The 14,546-nt window shown below is 74.9% G+C and carries 3 protein-coding genes; all 3 read left to right on the top strand.

The features are described from left to right. Nucleotides 1-8 precede the first annotated feature (8 nt). The 3 genes from Prubr_RS30620 to Prubr_RS30610 are packed head-to-tail and all read left to right on the top strand — an operon-like array spanning nucleotide 9 to nucleotide 14,535. Nucleotides 9-5,024: a type I polyketide synthase gene (locus Prubr_RS30620; protein ID WP_212818397.1), complete on the top strand. Its 5,016-nt coding sequence runs from the start codon at nucleotides 9-11 to the stop codon at nucleotides 5,022-5,024. Beyond that, complete coding sequence (locus tag Prubr_RS30615) at nucleotides 5,021-7,621, top strand: type I polyketide synthase (RefSeq protein ID WP_425518073.1); 2,601 nt, start codon at nucleotides 5,021-5,023, stop codon at nucleotides 7,619-7,621. The genes Prubr_RS30620 and Prubr_RS30615 overlap by 4 nt, the downstream gene beginning before the upstream one ends. After that, entirely contained in the window at nucleotides 7,618-14,535 is a 6,918-nt protein-coding gene (locus Prubr_RS30610) for a type I polyketide synthase (RefSeq protein WP_246567863.1), read from the top strand. Before Prubr_RS30615 ends, Prubr_RS30610 begins: the two co-directional genes overlap by 4 nt. Nucleotides 14,536-14,546 lie beyond the last annotated feature (11 nt).

The raw sequence follows: 14,546 nt of genomic DNA, 5'->3' as shown, positions 1-14,546 counted from the left end.
GCCACCCGATGAGCGACGACAAGCTGCGGTACTTCCTCAAGCGGGTGACCGCCGATCTGCACGACACCCGCCGTCGTCTGCAGACCGTCGAGGCCCGGGACACCGAACCGCTCGCCATCGTGTCGATGAGCTGCCGCTTCCCGGGCGGGGTGGACTCGCCTGAGGATCTGTGGGACGTGGTCGACAACAGTCGCGACGCGCTCACCGAGTTCCCCGCCGACCGGGGCTGGGACCTGGAGGCGCTCTACGACCCGGACCCCAACAAGCCCGGCAAGTCCTACACCAGGGTCGGTGGGTTCCTCGACGACGCCGGGGCGTTCGACCCGACCCTGTTCGGCATCTCGCCCCGCGAGGCGCTGGCCATGGATCCGCAGCAGCGGCTGCTGATGGAGACCTCCTGGGAGGCGGTTGAACGGGCCGGCATCGACCCGCTGTCGTTGCGCGGCAGCCAGACCGGTGTCTTCGTCGGGCTGAGCACCTCCAACTACGGCATGGGCGTGCCGAACGTGCCCGAGGGCGTCGACATGTACATCGGCACCGGCAACACCACCAGCGTGGCGTCGGGCCGCATCTCGTTCACCCTCGGCCTGAACGGCCCGGCGGTCACCGTCGACACCGCCTGCTCGTCGTCCCTGGTCGCCCTGCACCTCGCGGCGACCGCGCTGCGCCGCCGCGAGTGCGACCTGGCCATCGCCGGCGGCGTCACCGTCATGGTCACCCCCGGCGTGTTCGTGGTCTTCTCCCGGCAGCGCGGCATGTCCGTGGACGGCCGGTGCAAGGCGTTCGCCGCCGCCGCGGACGGCACCGGTTGGGGCGAGGGCGGTGGCGTGCTGCTCGTGGAACGGCTCGACGACGCGCTCCGCAACGGCCACCCGGTGCTCGCCGTGATCCGGGGCAGCGCGCTCAACCAGGACGGTGCCTCCAACGGGCTGACCGCCCCGAACGGCCCGGCCCAGCAGCGGGTCATCCGCCAGGCCCTGGCCAATGCCCGGCTCTCCGCCGCCGACGTCGACATGGTCGAGGCGCACGGCACCGGCACCCGCCTGGGCGACCCGATCGAGGCGCAGGCGCTGCTCGCCACCTACGGGCAGGACCGGCCCGGGGACCGGCCGCTCCGGCTGGGCTCGGTCAAGTCGAACATCGGCCACACCCAGAGCGCCGCCGGGGTCGCGGGGCTGGTCAAGATGGTGATGGCGCTGCGGCACGGCGTCATGCCGGAGACCCTGCACGTCGACGAGCCGTCTGGGGAGGTCGACTGGTCGGCCGGTGCGGTGTCCCTGCTGACCGAGCGGATGCCCTGGCCGGAGACCGGCCGGCCGCGCCGCGGCGGCGTCTCGTCGTTCGGGGTCAGCGGCACCAACGCCCACGTCATCCTCGAGGAGTACCGGCCGCAGCCGGCCACCGACGCCGACGCTGCGCCGGCCGACCCCGACGAGACGGCGACGGTCGACGCCGCCGGCACCGCCGACGCCATCCCGGGGCTGCTGCCGGCCGGGCCGGTGCTCTGGCCGCTGTCCGCCCGGTCGCGTGGTGCGCTGACCGCGCAGGCCGCCCGGCTGGCCGGGTACGTCCGCGAGCACGGCGCGGACCCGACGCCGGCGGCCTGGTCGCTCGCGACCACCCGGTCCACCTTCGACCACCGCGCGGCGGTCGTCGGCACCGGGATCGACGAGCTGCTGGCCGGCCTGGACGCGCTCGCCGAGGGCGTACCCGCCGGCAACCTGGTGTCCGGCGTGGCCGGCACCGACGGCACCGGCCCGGTGTTCGTGTTCCCCGGCCAGGGCGCCCAGTCCGCCCGGATGGCGGCCGGCCTCGTCGGCGCGTGCCCCGTCTTCGACGACGCCCTCGCGCGCTGCCAGGCGGCGCTCGCCCCGCACCTCGACGTCGACCTCGTCGGGGTGCTCACCGGCGACGACGAGTCGTGGCTGGACCGCGTCGAGGTCGTCCAGCCGGTCCTGTTCGCCGTCGGCGTCGCCCTCGCCGCCGTCTGGCGCGCGGCGGGGGTCGGTCCGCAGGCGGTGATCGGCCACTCGCAGGGCGAGATCGCCGCCGCCTGCGTCGCCGGCATCCTCACCCTGGCCGACGCCGCGAAGACCGTCGCGCTGCGCTCCCGGGCGCTCGCCGCGCTCGCCGGCACCGGCACCATGGCCTCGATCGACCTCACCGCCGACCAGGTCACCGACCGGTTGGCCGCCTTCCCCGGCGTCGGGGTCGCCGCGGTGAACGGTCCGGCGACCGTGGTGGTCTCGGGCCCGCCGCACGCCGTGGCCGACCTCGTCGACGCCTGCCAGGCCGACGGGCTGCGGGCCCGGCTGATCCCGGTCGACTACGCCTCGCACTCCGCGGCCGTCCAGCAGGTCGCCGAGCTGCTGCGGACCGAACTGGCCGACATCACGCCCCGTGCCGGCGAGATCCGGCTGGTGTCCACCCTGACCGGGGAGTGGGTCGATCCGTCGTCGATGGGCGCGGAGTACTGGTACGACAACCTGCGGCAGCCGGTCCTCTTCGACCCGGCCGTGCGGGTGGCGGTCGCGGCCGGGCACACCACCTTCGTGGAGGTGTCCCCGCACCCGGCGCTCGGCATGCCGCTGACCGCGATCCTCGACGACGCCGGCGCGACCGGGCAGGTGCTGGGCACCCTGCGCCGCGGCGAGGACGACCGGGTCCGGCTGCTGGCCAGCCTGGCCGGCGCGCACGTCGCCGGCCTCGCCGTCGACCTGCGCGCCGTGCTCACCCCCGCACCGGTCGTCGCGCTGCCCACGTACGCCTTCGACCACCAGCGCTACTGGCTCGACGGGGTCGGCGGGGCCGACCTGGAGACGCTGACCCAGGTCACCGCCGAACCGGGCGAGGCGGCGTTCTGGAGCGCGGTGGAGCGCGAGGACCTGTCGGCGCTGGCCGACTCGGTCGCCACCGACCAGCTGCCCGGCGCCGAGGTCGCCGAGGCGCTGCGGCCGGCGTTGCCGGTGCTCGCCTCGTGGCGCCGGCAGCGCCGCCGCCGGTCGTCCATCGACAGCTGGCGCTACCAGGACACGTGGCGGCCGCTCACCGGCGTACAGAACCGGGGGATGACCGGCCGGTGGGTCGTGGTCATGCCGACCGGCGACATCATCGAACCGTGGCAGGACGCCTGCGTCGAGGCGATCGCCGCCGCCGGCGCCACGGTCGTCCCGGTGCCGGTCGCGGCCGAAGACGCCGACCGCGACCTGCTCGCCAAGCAGGTACGGGAGGCGCTCGGCGCCGCCGGTGCGGCCGGTGACGAACTGCCCGAGGTGACGGCGGTGGTCTCCCTGCTCGCCTTCGACGAGCTGGTCCACCCGCTGCACCCGGCCGTGCCCGGCGGCTTCGCGGCGACCGTCGCGCTGTTCCAGGCGCTGGGCGACCTGGGGCTTCGGGACACTCCGATGTGGAGTGTCACCTCCGGCGCCGTGTCGGTCGGCCGGACCGACCTGCTGCGCTCGCCGGTGCAGTCGATGGTCTGGGGCTTCGGCCGGGTCGCGGCGCTGGAGCAGCCGCAGCGCTGGGGCGGCCTGCTCGACATGCCCGAGCAGGTCGACGAGCGCTGCGCCGACCTGTTCGTCGCCGCGCTCACCACGGCCGGTGGCGAGGACCAGATCGCGGTACGCCCCAGCGGCCTGCTCGGCCGCCGGCTCACCCGGGTGCCGCTCGGCGACAGCCAGCCCCCCGCCCGGTGGGAGCCGTCCGGCACCGCGCTGGTCACCGGCGGCACCGGCGCGCTGGGCGGACACGCCGCCCGGTGGCTGGCCCGCAGCGGCATGCGGCACATCGTGATCGCCAGCCGCCGGGGTCCGGCCGCCCCCGGCGCCGACGAGCTGGTCGCCGAACTCGCCGCGCTGGGCGCCGAGGTCACCGTCGCCGCCTGCGACGCCGCCGACCAGGAAGCCCTCGCCGACCTGATCGACTCGATCCCGGCCGAGCACCCGCTGACCGTCGTGGTGCACGCCGCGGCCGTGCTCGACGACGCCCTGATCAACGACCTGCGCCTGGACCAGATCGAGCGGGTGCTCAGGGGCAAGGTCGAGGTGGCGCACAACCTGCACGAGCTCACCCTCGACCTGGACCTGTCCGCGTTCATCATGTTCTCCTCCTTCGCCGGCACCGTCGCCAGCTCCGGCGTCGGCAACTACGCCCCGAGCAACGCGTTCCTCGACGCGCTGGCCCAGCACCGGCGCGGCCTCGCGCTGCCGGCCATCTCGGTCGCCTGGGGCGCCTGGGCGGGCGGTGGCATGGCCGACGGGCCGCTCGGCGACGTCCTGCACCGCCACGGCGTGACGGAGATGGCACCGGACGCGGCCATCTCAGCCCTCCAGCAGGCCCTGGAGCACGGCGACGCGGCCCTCACCATCGCGGACATCGCCTGGGAACGGTTCTACGTCGCGTTCACCGCGACCCGGTCCGCCCCCCTCATCGCCGACCTGCCCGACGTACGACGCCTCCAGGCCTCCGAGCGGCAGGTCACCACCGACGTCGGGGATTCCCCGAACGGCCTCCAGGAGCGGCTGGCCGGCCTGCCCGCCGCGGATCGGCTCACCGTGCTGCTGGACCTCGTCCGCGGCCAGGTCGCCTCGGTGCTCAACTACCCGTCCGCCGATGCGGTCGACGACCACCGGGCGTTCCGGGAACTGGGCTTCGACTCGGTCACCGCGGTCGAACTGCGCAACCGGCTCGGCACCATCACCGGGGTGGCGTTGCCGGTGACCTTGGTCTTCGACTATCCGACGCCGACCACCCTGGCCGAATACCTCTACGCCGAGGTGGCACAGGACGACGTCGTCAGCCCCACCGTCCTGCTCGACGACCTCGACCGGATCGCCGACGGCCTCGACGTCATCGTCGCCGACGAGGGGGCCCGCATGCGCGCGGCCGTACGCCTGCAGGCCATGCTCACCCGGCTCGGCCAGGACACCGGCGGTGACACCGACGGCTACCTCGGCCGGCATCTCGACACCGCCAGCGACGACGAACTGTTCGCGATGGTGGACAGGGACCTCGGTATCTCCTGACCTCCCGATCCCGGACCTCCCCGACACCTCCGCGAGGAAGCGGCAATCCAATGGCCAATGAAGACAAGCTGCGCGACTACCTCAAGCGGGTAATGGCTGATCTCCACGACACCCGCCGCCGGCTGAGCGAGGCGCAGTCCCAGGAACTGGAGCCGGTCGCGATCGTCGCGATGAGTTGTCGCCTGCCGGGAGGGATCAGCAACCCCGACGAGCTGTGGGAGGTGCTGCGCGACGCCCGCGACGCCGTCACCCCGTTCCCGGACGACCGGGGCTGGGACCTCGACCGGCTCTACGACCCCGACCCCGACCGGCCCGGCACCTCGTACGCGCGGGAGGGCGGGTTCGTCGAGGGCGCCGTGGACTTCGACGCGGCCTTCTTCGGCATCTCGCCCCGCGAGGCGCTGAGCATGGACCCGCAGCAGCGGCTGCTGCTCGAGACGTCCTGGGAGGCGATCGAGGCGGCCGGGATGGATCCGGCGTCGCTGCGCGGCAGCCGTACCGGGGTGTTCGTCGGCACCAACGGGCAGGACTACGGGACCCTGCTGATGATGTCGCCGGACGGCGACGACGGGCACTCGATGACCGGCGGCGCGGCGGCGGTCGTGTCGGGTCGGGTGTCGTACACCCTGGGCCTGGAGGGGCCGGCGGTGTCGATCGACACGGCGTGCTCCTCGTCGCTGGTCGCACTGCACCTGGCCGTCCAGGCGCTCCGGGCCGGCGAGTGCGACCTGGCGCTGGCCGGCGGGGTGACCGTCATGGCCACCCCGGGGCTGTTCGTCGGGTCGAGCCGGCAGCGGGCCCTCTCCCCGGACGGCCGGTGCAAGTCGTTCGCCGCGTCCGCGGACGGGGCCGGTTTCTCCGAGGGCGTGGGCATGCTGCTGGTGGAGCGGCTGTCGGACGCCCGGCGTAACGGTCACCGGGTGCTCGCGGTGGTGCGGGGTAGTGCGGTCAACCAGGACGGTGCGTCGAACGGGTTGACGGCGCCGAACGGCCCGTCGCAGCAGCGGGTGATCCGGCAGGCGTTGGCGTCGGCGCGGTTGTCGGTGGCGGATGTGGACGTGGTGGAGGCGCACGGCACCGGCACCACTCTCGGTGATCCGATCGAGGCGCAGGCGCTGCTGGCGACGTACGGCCAGGACCGGCCGGTGGGCCAACCGCTGCTGTTGGGGTCGGTGAAGTCGAACATCGGCCATGCCCAGGCCGCGGCCGGGGTGGCCGGGGTGATCAAGGTGGTGCTGGCGATGCGGCACGGCCTGGTGCCGGCGTCGCTGCACGTCGACGAGCCGTCCCCGCACATCGACTGGTCGGCCGGTGACGTGGAGCTGGTGACCGAGGGGCGGCCGTGGCCGGCGGTGGACCGGCCCCGCCGGGCGGGCGTCTCATCGTTCGGCATCTCCGGCACCAACGCCCACGTGATCATCGAGGAGCCGGCCGCCGAGGCGGAGACCGACCAGCCGGGCGACGCCGCGTCGCGATCGGAGCCCGGGCTGGTCTCCGGTCCGCTGCTGTGGTCGGTGTCGGCGCGGTCCAGGGGTGCGCTGGCGGGTCAGGCGGCCCGGTTGGCGGAGTTCGTCCGTGGTCGTGGTGGGGTGGATCCGGCGGAGGTGGCGTGGTCGTTGGTGTCGGCCCGGTCGGTGTTCGATCACCGGGCGGTGGTGGTGGGTGGTGGTGTCGGGGAGTTGCTGGCGGGGCTGGACGCGGTCGCCGGTGGTGTGCCGGCGGGGAATGCGGTGTCCGGGGTCGCGGTCGATGGTGGTGCTGGTCCGGTTTTCGTGTTTCCGGGTCAGGGTGCGCAGTCGGTGGGGATGGCGTCGGGTCTGGTTGGTTCGTGTGCGGTGTTCGACGAGGTGTTGGCTGATTGTCAGCGGGTGTTGGCGCCGTGGGTGGATGTGGATCTGGTGTCGGTGTTGACCGGTGACGACCAGTCGTGGTTGGGGCGGGTGGAGGTGGTCCAGCCGGTGTTGTTCGCGGTCGGGGTTGCTCTGGCCGCGGTGTGGAAGCAGGCGGGTGTGGTTCCGCGTGCCGTGATCGGGCATTCGCAGGGTGAGATCGCGGCGGCGTGTGTGGCGGGGATTCTGAGTTTGGAGGATGCGGCGAAGACGGTGGCGTTGCGGTCGCGGGCGTTGGCGGTGTTGGCGGGTTCGGGTGCGATGGCGTCGGTGGATCTGTCGGTCGAGCAGGTGTCGGCTCGTCTGGACCAGTTCCCGGGCGTGGGTGTGGCGGCGGTGAACGGCCCGTCGACGGTGGTGGTGTCGGGTCCGCCGGGGCCGGTCGCGGGTCTGGTCGCGGCGTGTCAGGCCGACGGTGTGCGGGCCCGGGTGATTCCGGTGGATTATGCGTCGCATTCGCCGGCGGTGCAGCAGGTCGCCGAGCAGTTGCGGACGGATCTGGCGGGTGTCGCGCCGCGGATCGGTGGGGTGCGGTTGGTGTCGACGTTGACCGGTGACTGGGTGGATCCGGGGTCGATGGGTGCGGATTACTGGTATGAGAATCTGCGGCGGCCGGTGTTGTTCGACACCGCGGTCCGGGTCGCGATCGGGCGGGGCATTCGACGTTTGTGGAGGTGTCTCCGCATTCGGTGTTGGGGATGCCGGTGACCGCGATCCTGGACGATCTGGACACTGCCGGGCATGTGTTGGGGACGTTGCGTCGGGGTGAGGACGATCCGACCCGGTTGTTGACCAGCCTGGCGACGGCGTACACGGTCGGTCTGCCGGTTGATTTGACGGCGGTGTTGGCGCCGGCGGCGGTGACGGAGCTGCCGACGTACGCGTTCGACCACCGCCGGTACTGGCCCTCGGCACCCACCTTCCTCACCGAGCAGTCGTCCGGCACCCCCGACGTCGACCGGTGGTGCTACCGGATCGCCTGGACGGCCCTGCCTGACCTGCCCCTGCCCCGACCCGAGGGCACCTGGCTCGTGCCCCTGCCCGCCGGCCGGCGCGACGACCCGTTCGTCACCGGCGTGCTCCGCTCGCTCGACACCGTCGGCGCCACCGTCGTACCCGTCGAGGTCGAGACGACCGACGACGTGCCGGCACTGGCCGATTTGCTCCGCGCCGCCCGTCCCGACGGCGGCGCCAGCCTGGTCCTGTCCCTGCTCGCCGTCGACGACCGGACACACCCCGAACACCCGGCGACCACCCTCGCCACCTGGGGCACCGCCGCGCTGGTGCAGGCCCTCGGCCTGCTCGGCGAGGAGGCGCCACTGTGGTGCGTCACCCGCCACGCCGTCGCCGTCCACGCCGACGACGGGCCGCCCCGCCCCGCCCAGGCCGCCGTCTGGGGGCTCGGCCGCGCGGTCGCCCTGGAACACCCCGGACGCTGGGGCGGCCTGATCGACCTGCCCGCCGACCTCGACGACCGGACCGGCGCCGCGCTGTGCGCCGTACTCGGTGGCACCGGTGAGGACCAGGTCGCCATCCGCGACCACGGCGTCCTCGTCCGACGCCTCACCCGCATCCCCGCCCACGAACTCCGCCTCGCCGACCGGGCCCGCCCCACCGGCGAGGCGGCGGACGCGGAAGCGGCCGAGGGCTGGCGGATGCGCGGGACCGTGCTGATCACCGGTGGCACCGGGGGACTCGGTGGCCATGTCGCACGCTGGGCGGCCCGCCGTGGCGCCGCACACGTCGTCCTGGCCAGCCGGCGCGGCCCCGAGGCGCCCGGCGCCGACGCGCTCGCCGCCGAGCTGGGCGGCCTCGGCGCACAGGTCACCCTGGCCCGCTGCGACGTCACCGACCGCGACGAGCTGGCCCGACTGCTGGCCGAGGTGCCGGCCGAGCACCCGCTGACCGCCGTGCTGCACACCGCCGCCGTCCTCGACGACGGCATCGTCGACACGCTCACCCCCGAGCGGCTGCACACCGTCGCCGCGCCCAAGTGCGTCGCCGCGTCGCACCTGGACGAGCTGACCCGCGATCTCGACCTCGACGCGTTCGTACTCTTCTCCTCCTTCGCCGGCACCTCCGGCAACGCCGGACAGGGCGGGTACGGGGCGGCGAACGCCTACCTCGACGCCCTGGCCGAGCGGCGCCGGTCGGCGGGCCGGCCGGCCCTGTCGGTGGCCTGGGGCGCGTGGAGCGGTGCCGGCCTGCCCGCCGAGAACGAGCGCGCCCAGCAGCGGCTGCGCCGGGGCGGCATGGTCGCGATGGCACCCGACCTGGCCGTGACGGCCCTCGAACGGGCCCTGCTGCGCGGCGACACCACCACGGTCGTCGCCGACGTCGACTGGCCCCGGTTCGCCGGCGCGTTCACGGTCGTACGGCCCAGCCCGCTGCTCGCCGACCTGGCCGAGGTACGCGAGGCGGCCAGCCGGCCGGCCGAGCCGGCGACCAGGGACGCGGCACCGTCGGGGGCCGCGTCGCGGCTTGCCGGGTTGCCGCCCGCGGAACGCGCCGCGGCACTGCTGGACCTGGTCCGGGAGTGCGCCGCGACCGCGCTCGGCTACGCCGGCGGCGCCGACATCCCCGCCGACCGGCCGTTGCGTGAGCTGGGCCTGGACTCGCTGACCGCGGTCGACCTGCGCAACCTCCTCGCCGCCGCGACCGACCTGCGGCTGCCCGCCACCCTCGCCTTCGACTACCCGAGCCCGACCCTGCTCGCCGGCCACCTCGACGGGCTGCTCACCGGGGCAGCCGCCGTAGCGGTACCCGAGCCGGTCGCCCGGCCCGCCGGTGCGGCCGACGAGCCGCTCGCCATCGTCGCGATGAGCTGCCGGTTCCCGGGCGGTGCCGACACCCCGGAGCAGTTCTGGCAACTGCTCGCCGGCGGCGGCGACGCGATCGGGGAGTTCCCCACCGACCGGGGCTGGGACCTCGACCGGCTCTTCGACGCCGACCCGGAGAACGAGGGCACCAGCTACGCCCGGGAGGGCGGCTTCGTCCCCGGGGTCGCCGACTTCGACCCCGTCCTGTTCGGCATCAGCCCCCGCGAGGCCCTCGCGATGGATCCGCAGCAGCGGCTGTTGCTGGAGGCGTCCTGGGAAACGGTCGAGCGGGCCGGGATCAACCCGCTCGACCTGCGGGGCAGCGCCACCGGGGTGTTCATCGGCACCAACTACCAGGACTACCGCAACCTGATGTTCAGCGCCGAGGGCGCCGAGGGCCACCTGATGACCGGCAACGCCGCGAGCGTCCTGTCCGGACGGGTGTCGTACACGCTCGGGCTCGAGGGACCGGCCGTGTCGGTGGACACCGCCTGCTCGTCGTCGCTGGTCGCGCTGCACTGGGCCGGCCAGGCGCTGCGCGCCGGCGAGTGCGACCTCGCCCTGGTCGGCGGGGTCACGGTGATGTCCACCCCCGGCGTCTTCGTCGGCTTCAGCCGCCAGCGCGGCCTGGCCCCGGACAGCCGGTGCAAGGCCTTCGCCTCGGCCGCCGACGGCACCAGCTGGGGCGAAGGGCTGGGCCTGCTGCTGGTCGAGCGGCTCAGCGACGCCCAGCGCAACGGCCACCCGATCCTCGCGGTGGTCCGGGGCAGCGCGGTCAACCAGGACGGCGCCAGCAACGGCCTGACCGCCCCCAACGGCCCCGCCCAACAGCGGGTCATCCGGCACGCCCTGGCCAGCGCGGGACTCGGCCCGGCCGACGTGGACGCGGTCGAGGCGCACGGCACCGGCACCCGCCTCGGCGACCCGATCGAGGCGCAGGCGCTGCTCGCCACGTACGGCCAGGACCGGCCGGCGGACCGGCCGCTGCTGCTCGGCTCGGTGAAGTCGAACATCGGCCACACCCAGGCCGCCGCCGGTGTGGCCGGGGTGATCAAGATGGTGCTGGCGCTGCGGCACGGGTTCCTGCCGGAGACCCTCCACGTCGACGAACCCACCCGGGAGGTCGACTGGACGGCCGGGGCGGTGGAACTGCTGCGCGAGGGCCGGGCCTGGCCGGCGACCGACCGGCCACGGCGGGGCGCGGTGTCGTCCTTCGGGATCAGCGGCACCAACGCGCACACCATCCTGGAGCAGGCGCCCGAACCGTCCGTCCCGCCCGCGCCCGACGCCGGTGCCACGCCGCCCGTGGTGCCGGTGCTGCTCTCCGCCCGCAGCGGCCCCGCACTGACCGCGCAGGCCGCCCGGTGGGCCGACGAGCTGACCGGCCCCGACGCGCCGCCGCTGGTCGATGCCGGCTGGTCGTCCGTGGTCACCCGCGCCGCCCTGGAGCACCGCGCCGTGGTGCTCGCCGCCGACCCGGCGACACTGCGTGCCGGGCTGGCCGCTCTCGCCGCCGGCGACACCTCGCCGCACCTGGTCACCGGTTCCGTGGCACCCCGGTCCAGGACCGCGTTCCTCTTCTCCGGTCAGGGCGCGCAACGCGCCGGCATGGGTCGCGAGCTGTACGCCGCCTCCCCGGCGTTCGCCGAGGCGCTCGACGAGGTCTGCGCCCACCTCGACGCGTACCTGCCGCGGCCGCTGCGGCCGGTCCTGTTCGCCGACCCCGGCACGCCGGAGGCGAAACTGCTCGACCAGACCCTGTTCACCCAGACCGGCCTCTTCGCCGTCGAGGTGGCGCTGTACCGCTTGCTGGAGAGCTGGGGGGTCGCTCCGGACCTGGTGGCCGGGCACTCGATCGGCGAACTCGCCGCCGCCCACGTCGCCGGGGTGTTCGACCTCGCCGACGCCGCCGAGCTGGTCGCCGCCCGGGGCCGGCTCATGCAGGACCTGCCGGCCGGCGGCGCCATGCTCTCCGTCGCCGCCGGCGAGGCCGACGTCGAGGCGTCGTTGGCCGGCCGGACCGGGCAGGTCGCCGTCGCCGCCGTCAACGGACCCGCCGCCACGGTCGTCTCCGGCGTCGCCGACGTCGTCGACCAGGTCGCCGACGAGTGGCGGGCCCGTGGCGTACGCGTGAAGCGGCTGCCGGTCAGCCACGCCTTCCACAGCCCGCTGATGGACCCGATGCTGGACGGGTTCGCCGCCGTCGCCGCCGGCCTCGCCTACCGGGCGCCGCGGATCCCCGTCGTCTCCACCCTCACCGGGACGGTCGCCGGGGCGGAACTGGGCACCCCCGGCTACTGGGTCCGGCACGTCCGGGACGCCGTCCGGTTCGCCGACGGCGTACGGACCCTGCGCGACCAGGGCGTCACGGGGTTCGTGGAGATCGGCCCGGACAGTGTGCTCACCACCCTCACCCAGGCCGTCCTCGAGGCCGACGGCACGGGTACGCCGGCCCGCGCCCCGCTGACCGTGGCGGTGCTGCGCCGGGAACGCCCGGAGGCGGCGACGCTGCTCCGGGCCCTTGCCGGGCTGCACACCCACGGGGTCTCCCCGGACTGGGCCCGGTTCTTCGCAGGCACGGGCACCCGGCGGGTCGACCTGCCGACGTACGCCTTCGACCGGCAGCGGTTCTGGCCGCAGCCGGTCTCCTGGGAGCGCCCGGAGGCCGCGGAGACCACGGAGGTCGACCGCCGGTTCTGGGCGGCCGTGGAGGCCGGGGACCTGGAGTCCCTGGCCCGGGACCTCGACGTCGACCGGGACCAGCCGTTCGCCGCCGTGCTGCCCGCCCTGTCCGCCTGGCGGCGGCGGGGCCGGCAACGCGAGCTGGTCGACGGTGCCCGCTACCGCGTGACGTGGGAGGCCGTCGCCGCGCGGCCGGCCGTCGGGGCGCCCGGGCGCTGGCTGGTCGCCGTACCCGCCGGCCGGGCCGACGAACTGGTCGCCTGGACCCGGGGTCTCGGCGCGGACGTCGTCCCGTTGCCGGTGGACACCGACGGCGACCCGGACCTGCTCGTCGAGATGCTGCGGGACGCGGCGGCCGACGTGCCCTCCGGTACGCCTGTCTCGCTGCTCTCCTTCCTCGGGTTGGACGACACCCCGCACGAGGAGTATCCGGCGCTGACCCGTGGCGTGGCCGCCACCGTGCTGCTGCTCCAGCTCCTCACCGACCTGGACGTGCCGGCCCGGTTCTGGGCCGTGACCCGGGGCGCGGTGTCGACCGGCACCGCCGACGTGCCGACCGCGCCCCGCCAGGCGATGCTCTGGGGACTCGGCCGGGTGGCGGCCCTGGAACAGCCCACCCGCTGGGCGGGGCTGGTCGACCTGCCGGCGACCATCGACGACCCGGCCGCCACGCGGCTGGTCGGCATCCTCGCCGGGGGCGGCGGCGAGGACCAGCTCGCCATCCGGGAGGACGGCGTCCTGGCCCGACGGCTCGCGCCGGCCGCGGCGAGCGCCGACGGGCGGCCGTGGCAGCCGCGCGGCACCGTGCTGATCACCGGCGGCGTCGGCGCGCTCGGCGGCCACGTGGCCCGCTGGGTCGCCGCCGGTGGCGCCGAGCGGATCGTGCTGACCAGCCGCCGGGGCGTCGACACCCCCGGTGCCGTCGAACTGCGGGCCGAGATCGAGGCGCTGGGAGTGCCGTGCCTCGTCGCGCCCTGCGACGCCGCCGACCGCGACGCGATGGCCGGCCTTCTCGACGACATCGGCCGGGACGGCCCCCCGCTGCGCGCCGTGGTGCACGCGGCCGGGGTCAGCGAGGTGGTGCCGCTGGCCGAGTCCACGCTGGAGGACCTCGCCTACGTGATCGCCCCCAAGACGGCCGGCGCCGAGCACCTGGACGAGCTGCTCGACGGCGTCGACCTGGACGCGTTCGTGCTCTTCTCGTCGATCGCCGCGACCTGGGGCAGTGGCGGGCAGGGGGCGTACGCCGCCGGCAACGCCTTCCTCGACGCCCTCGCCGAGCGGCGACGCGGCCGGGGACTGCCGGCCACCTCGGTGGCCTGGGGACCGTGGACCGAGTCCGGCATGTTCACCGACGACGCCCCCGAACAGCTGCGGCGTCGCGGACTGCGGGTGATGCCGCCGGACCTGGCGATCGCCGCGCTCGGCCGCGCCCTGGCCCTCGGCGACAACTGCGTCACCGTCGCCGACGTCGACTGGGCGACGTTCCACCCGCTGTTCAGCGCCCTGCGGCCGAGCCCGCTGCTGGCCGGACTGCCCGCCGTACGCGCGCTGACCGCCGGGTCCGAGGCGGCGCCGGACGTGCCGGCTGCCCGGGACCTGCTCGCCGGCCTGCGCGCCCTGCCCGCCGACGAGCGGGGCGCGGCGCTGCTGGAGATGGTCCGGGTGGACGCCGCCAAGGTGCTCGGCCACGCCACCACCGACGTCATCGAGACCGACCGGGGATTCCTGGACCTCGGCTTCGATTCGCTGACCGCCGTGGAGCTGCGCAACCTGCTCATCGCCGCGACCGGCCACGAGCTGCCCACCACCGTGGTCTTCGACCACCCCACCCCGGCGGCGCTGGCCGAACACCTGGACCGGGAGATCTTCCGCACCGGGCCCGCCGACGACCGGGCCGGTCCGCAGGGCGCCGACGAGGAGTCGGTCCGCGCCGTGCTGGCCGCCATCCCGCTCGACGAACTGCGCCGGGCCGGACTGCTGGACCCGCTGCTCCGGCTCGCCGCCCCGGTGGCCACTGCCGCCCCGGCGACCGTGCCGGATCCGGGGGCGCAGCTGGAGATCAACGAACTCGACGTGGCCGACCTGGTCCGGCTGGCCCTGGAAGGTTCGGACTCGTGACCCGGCCCATC

This window comes from Polymorphospora rubra, assembly GCF_018324255.1.
Taxonomy (GTDB): Bacteria; Actinomycetota; Actinomycetes; order Mycobacteriales; family Micromonosporaceae; genus Polymorphospora; species Polymorphospora rubra.
The sequence above is the reverse complement of the archived record's forward strand: the minus strand, read 5'-3'. Positions and strand labels throughout refer to the sequence as shown.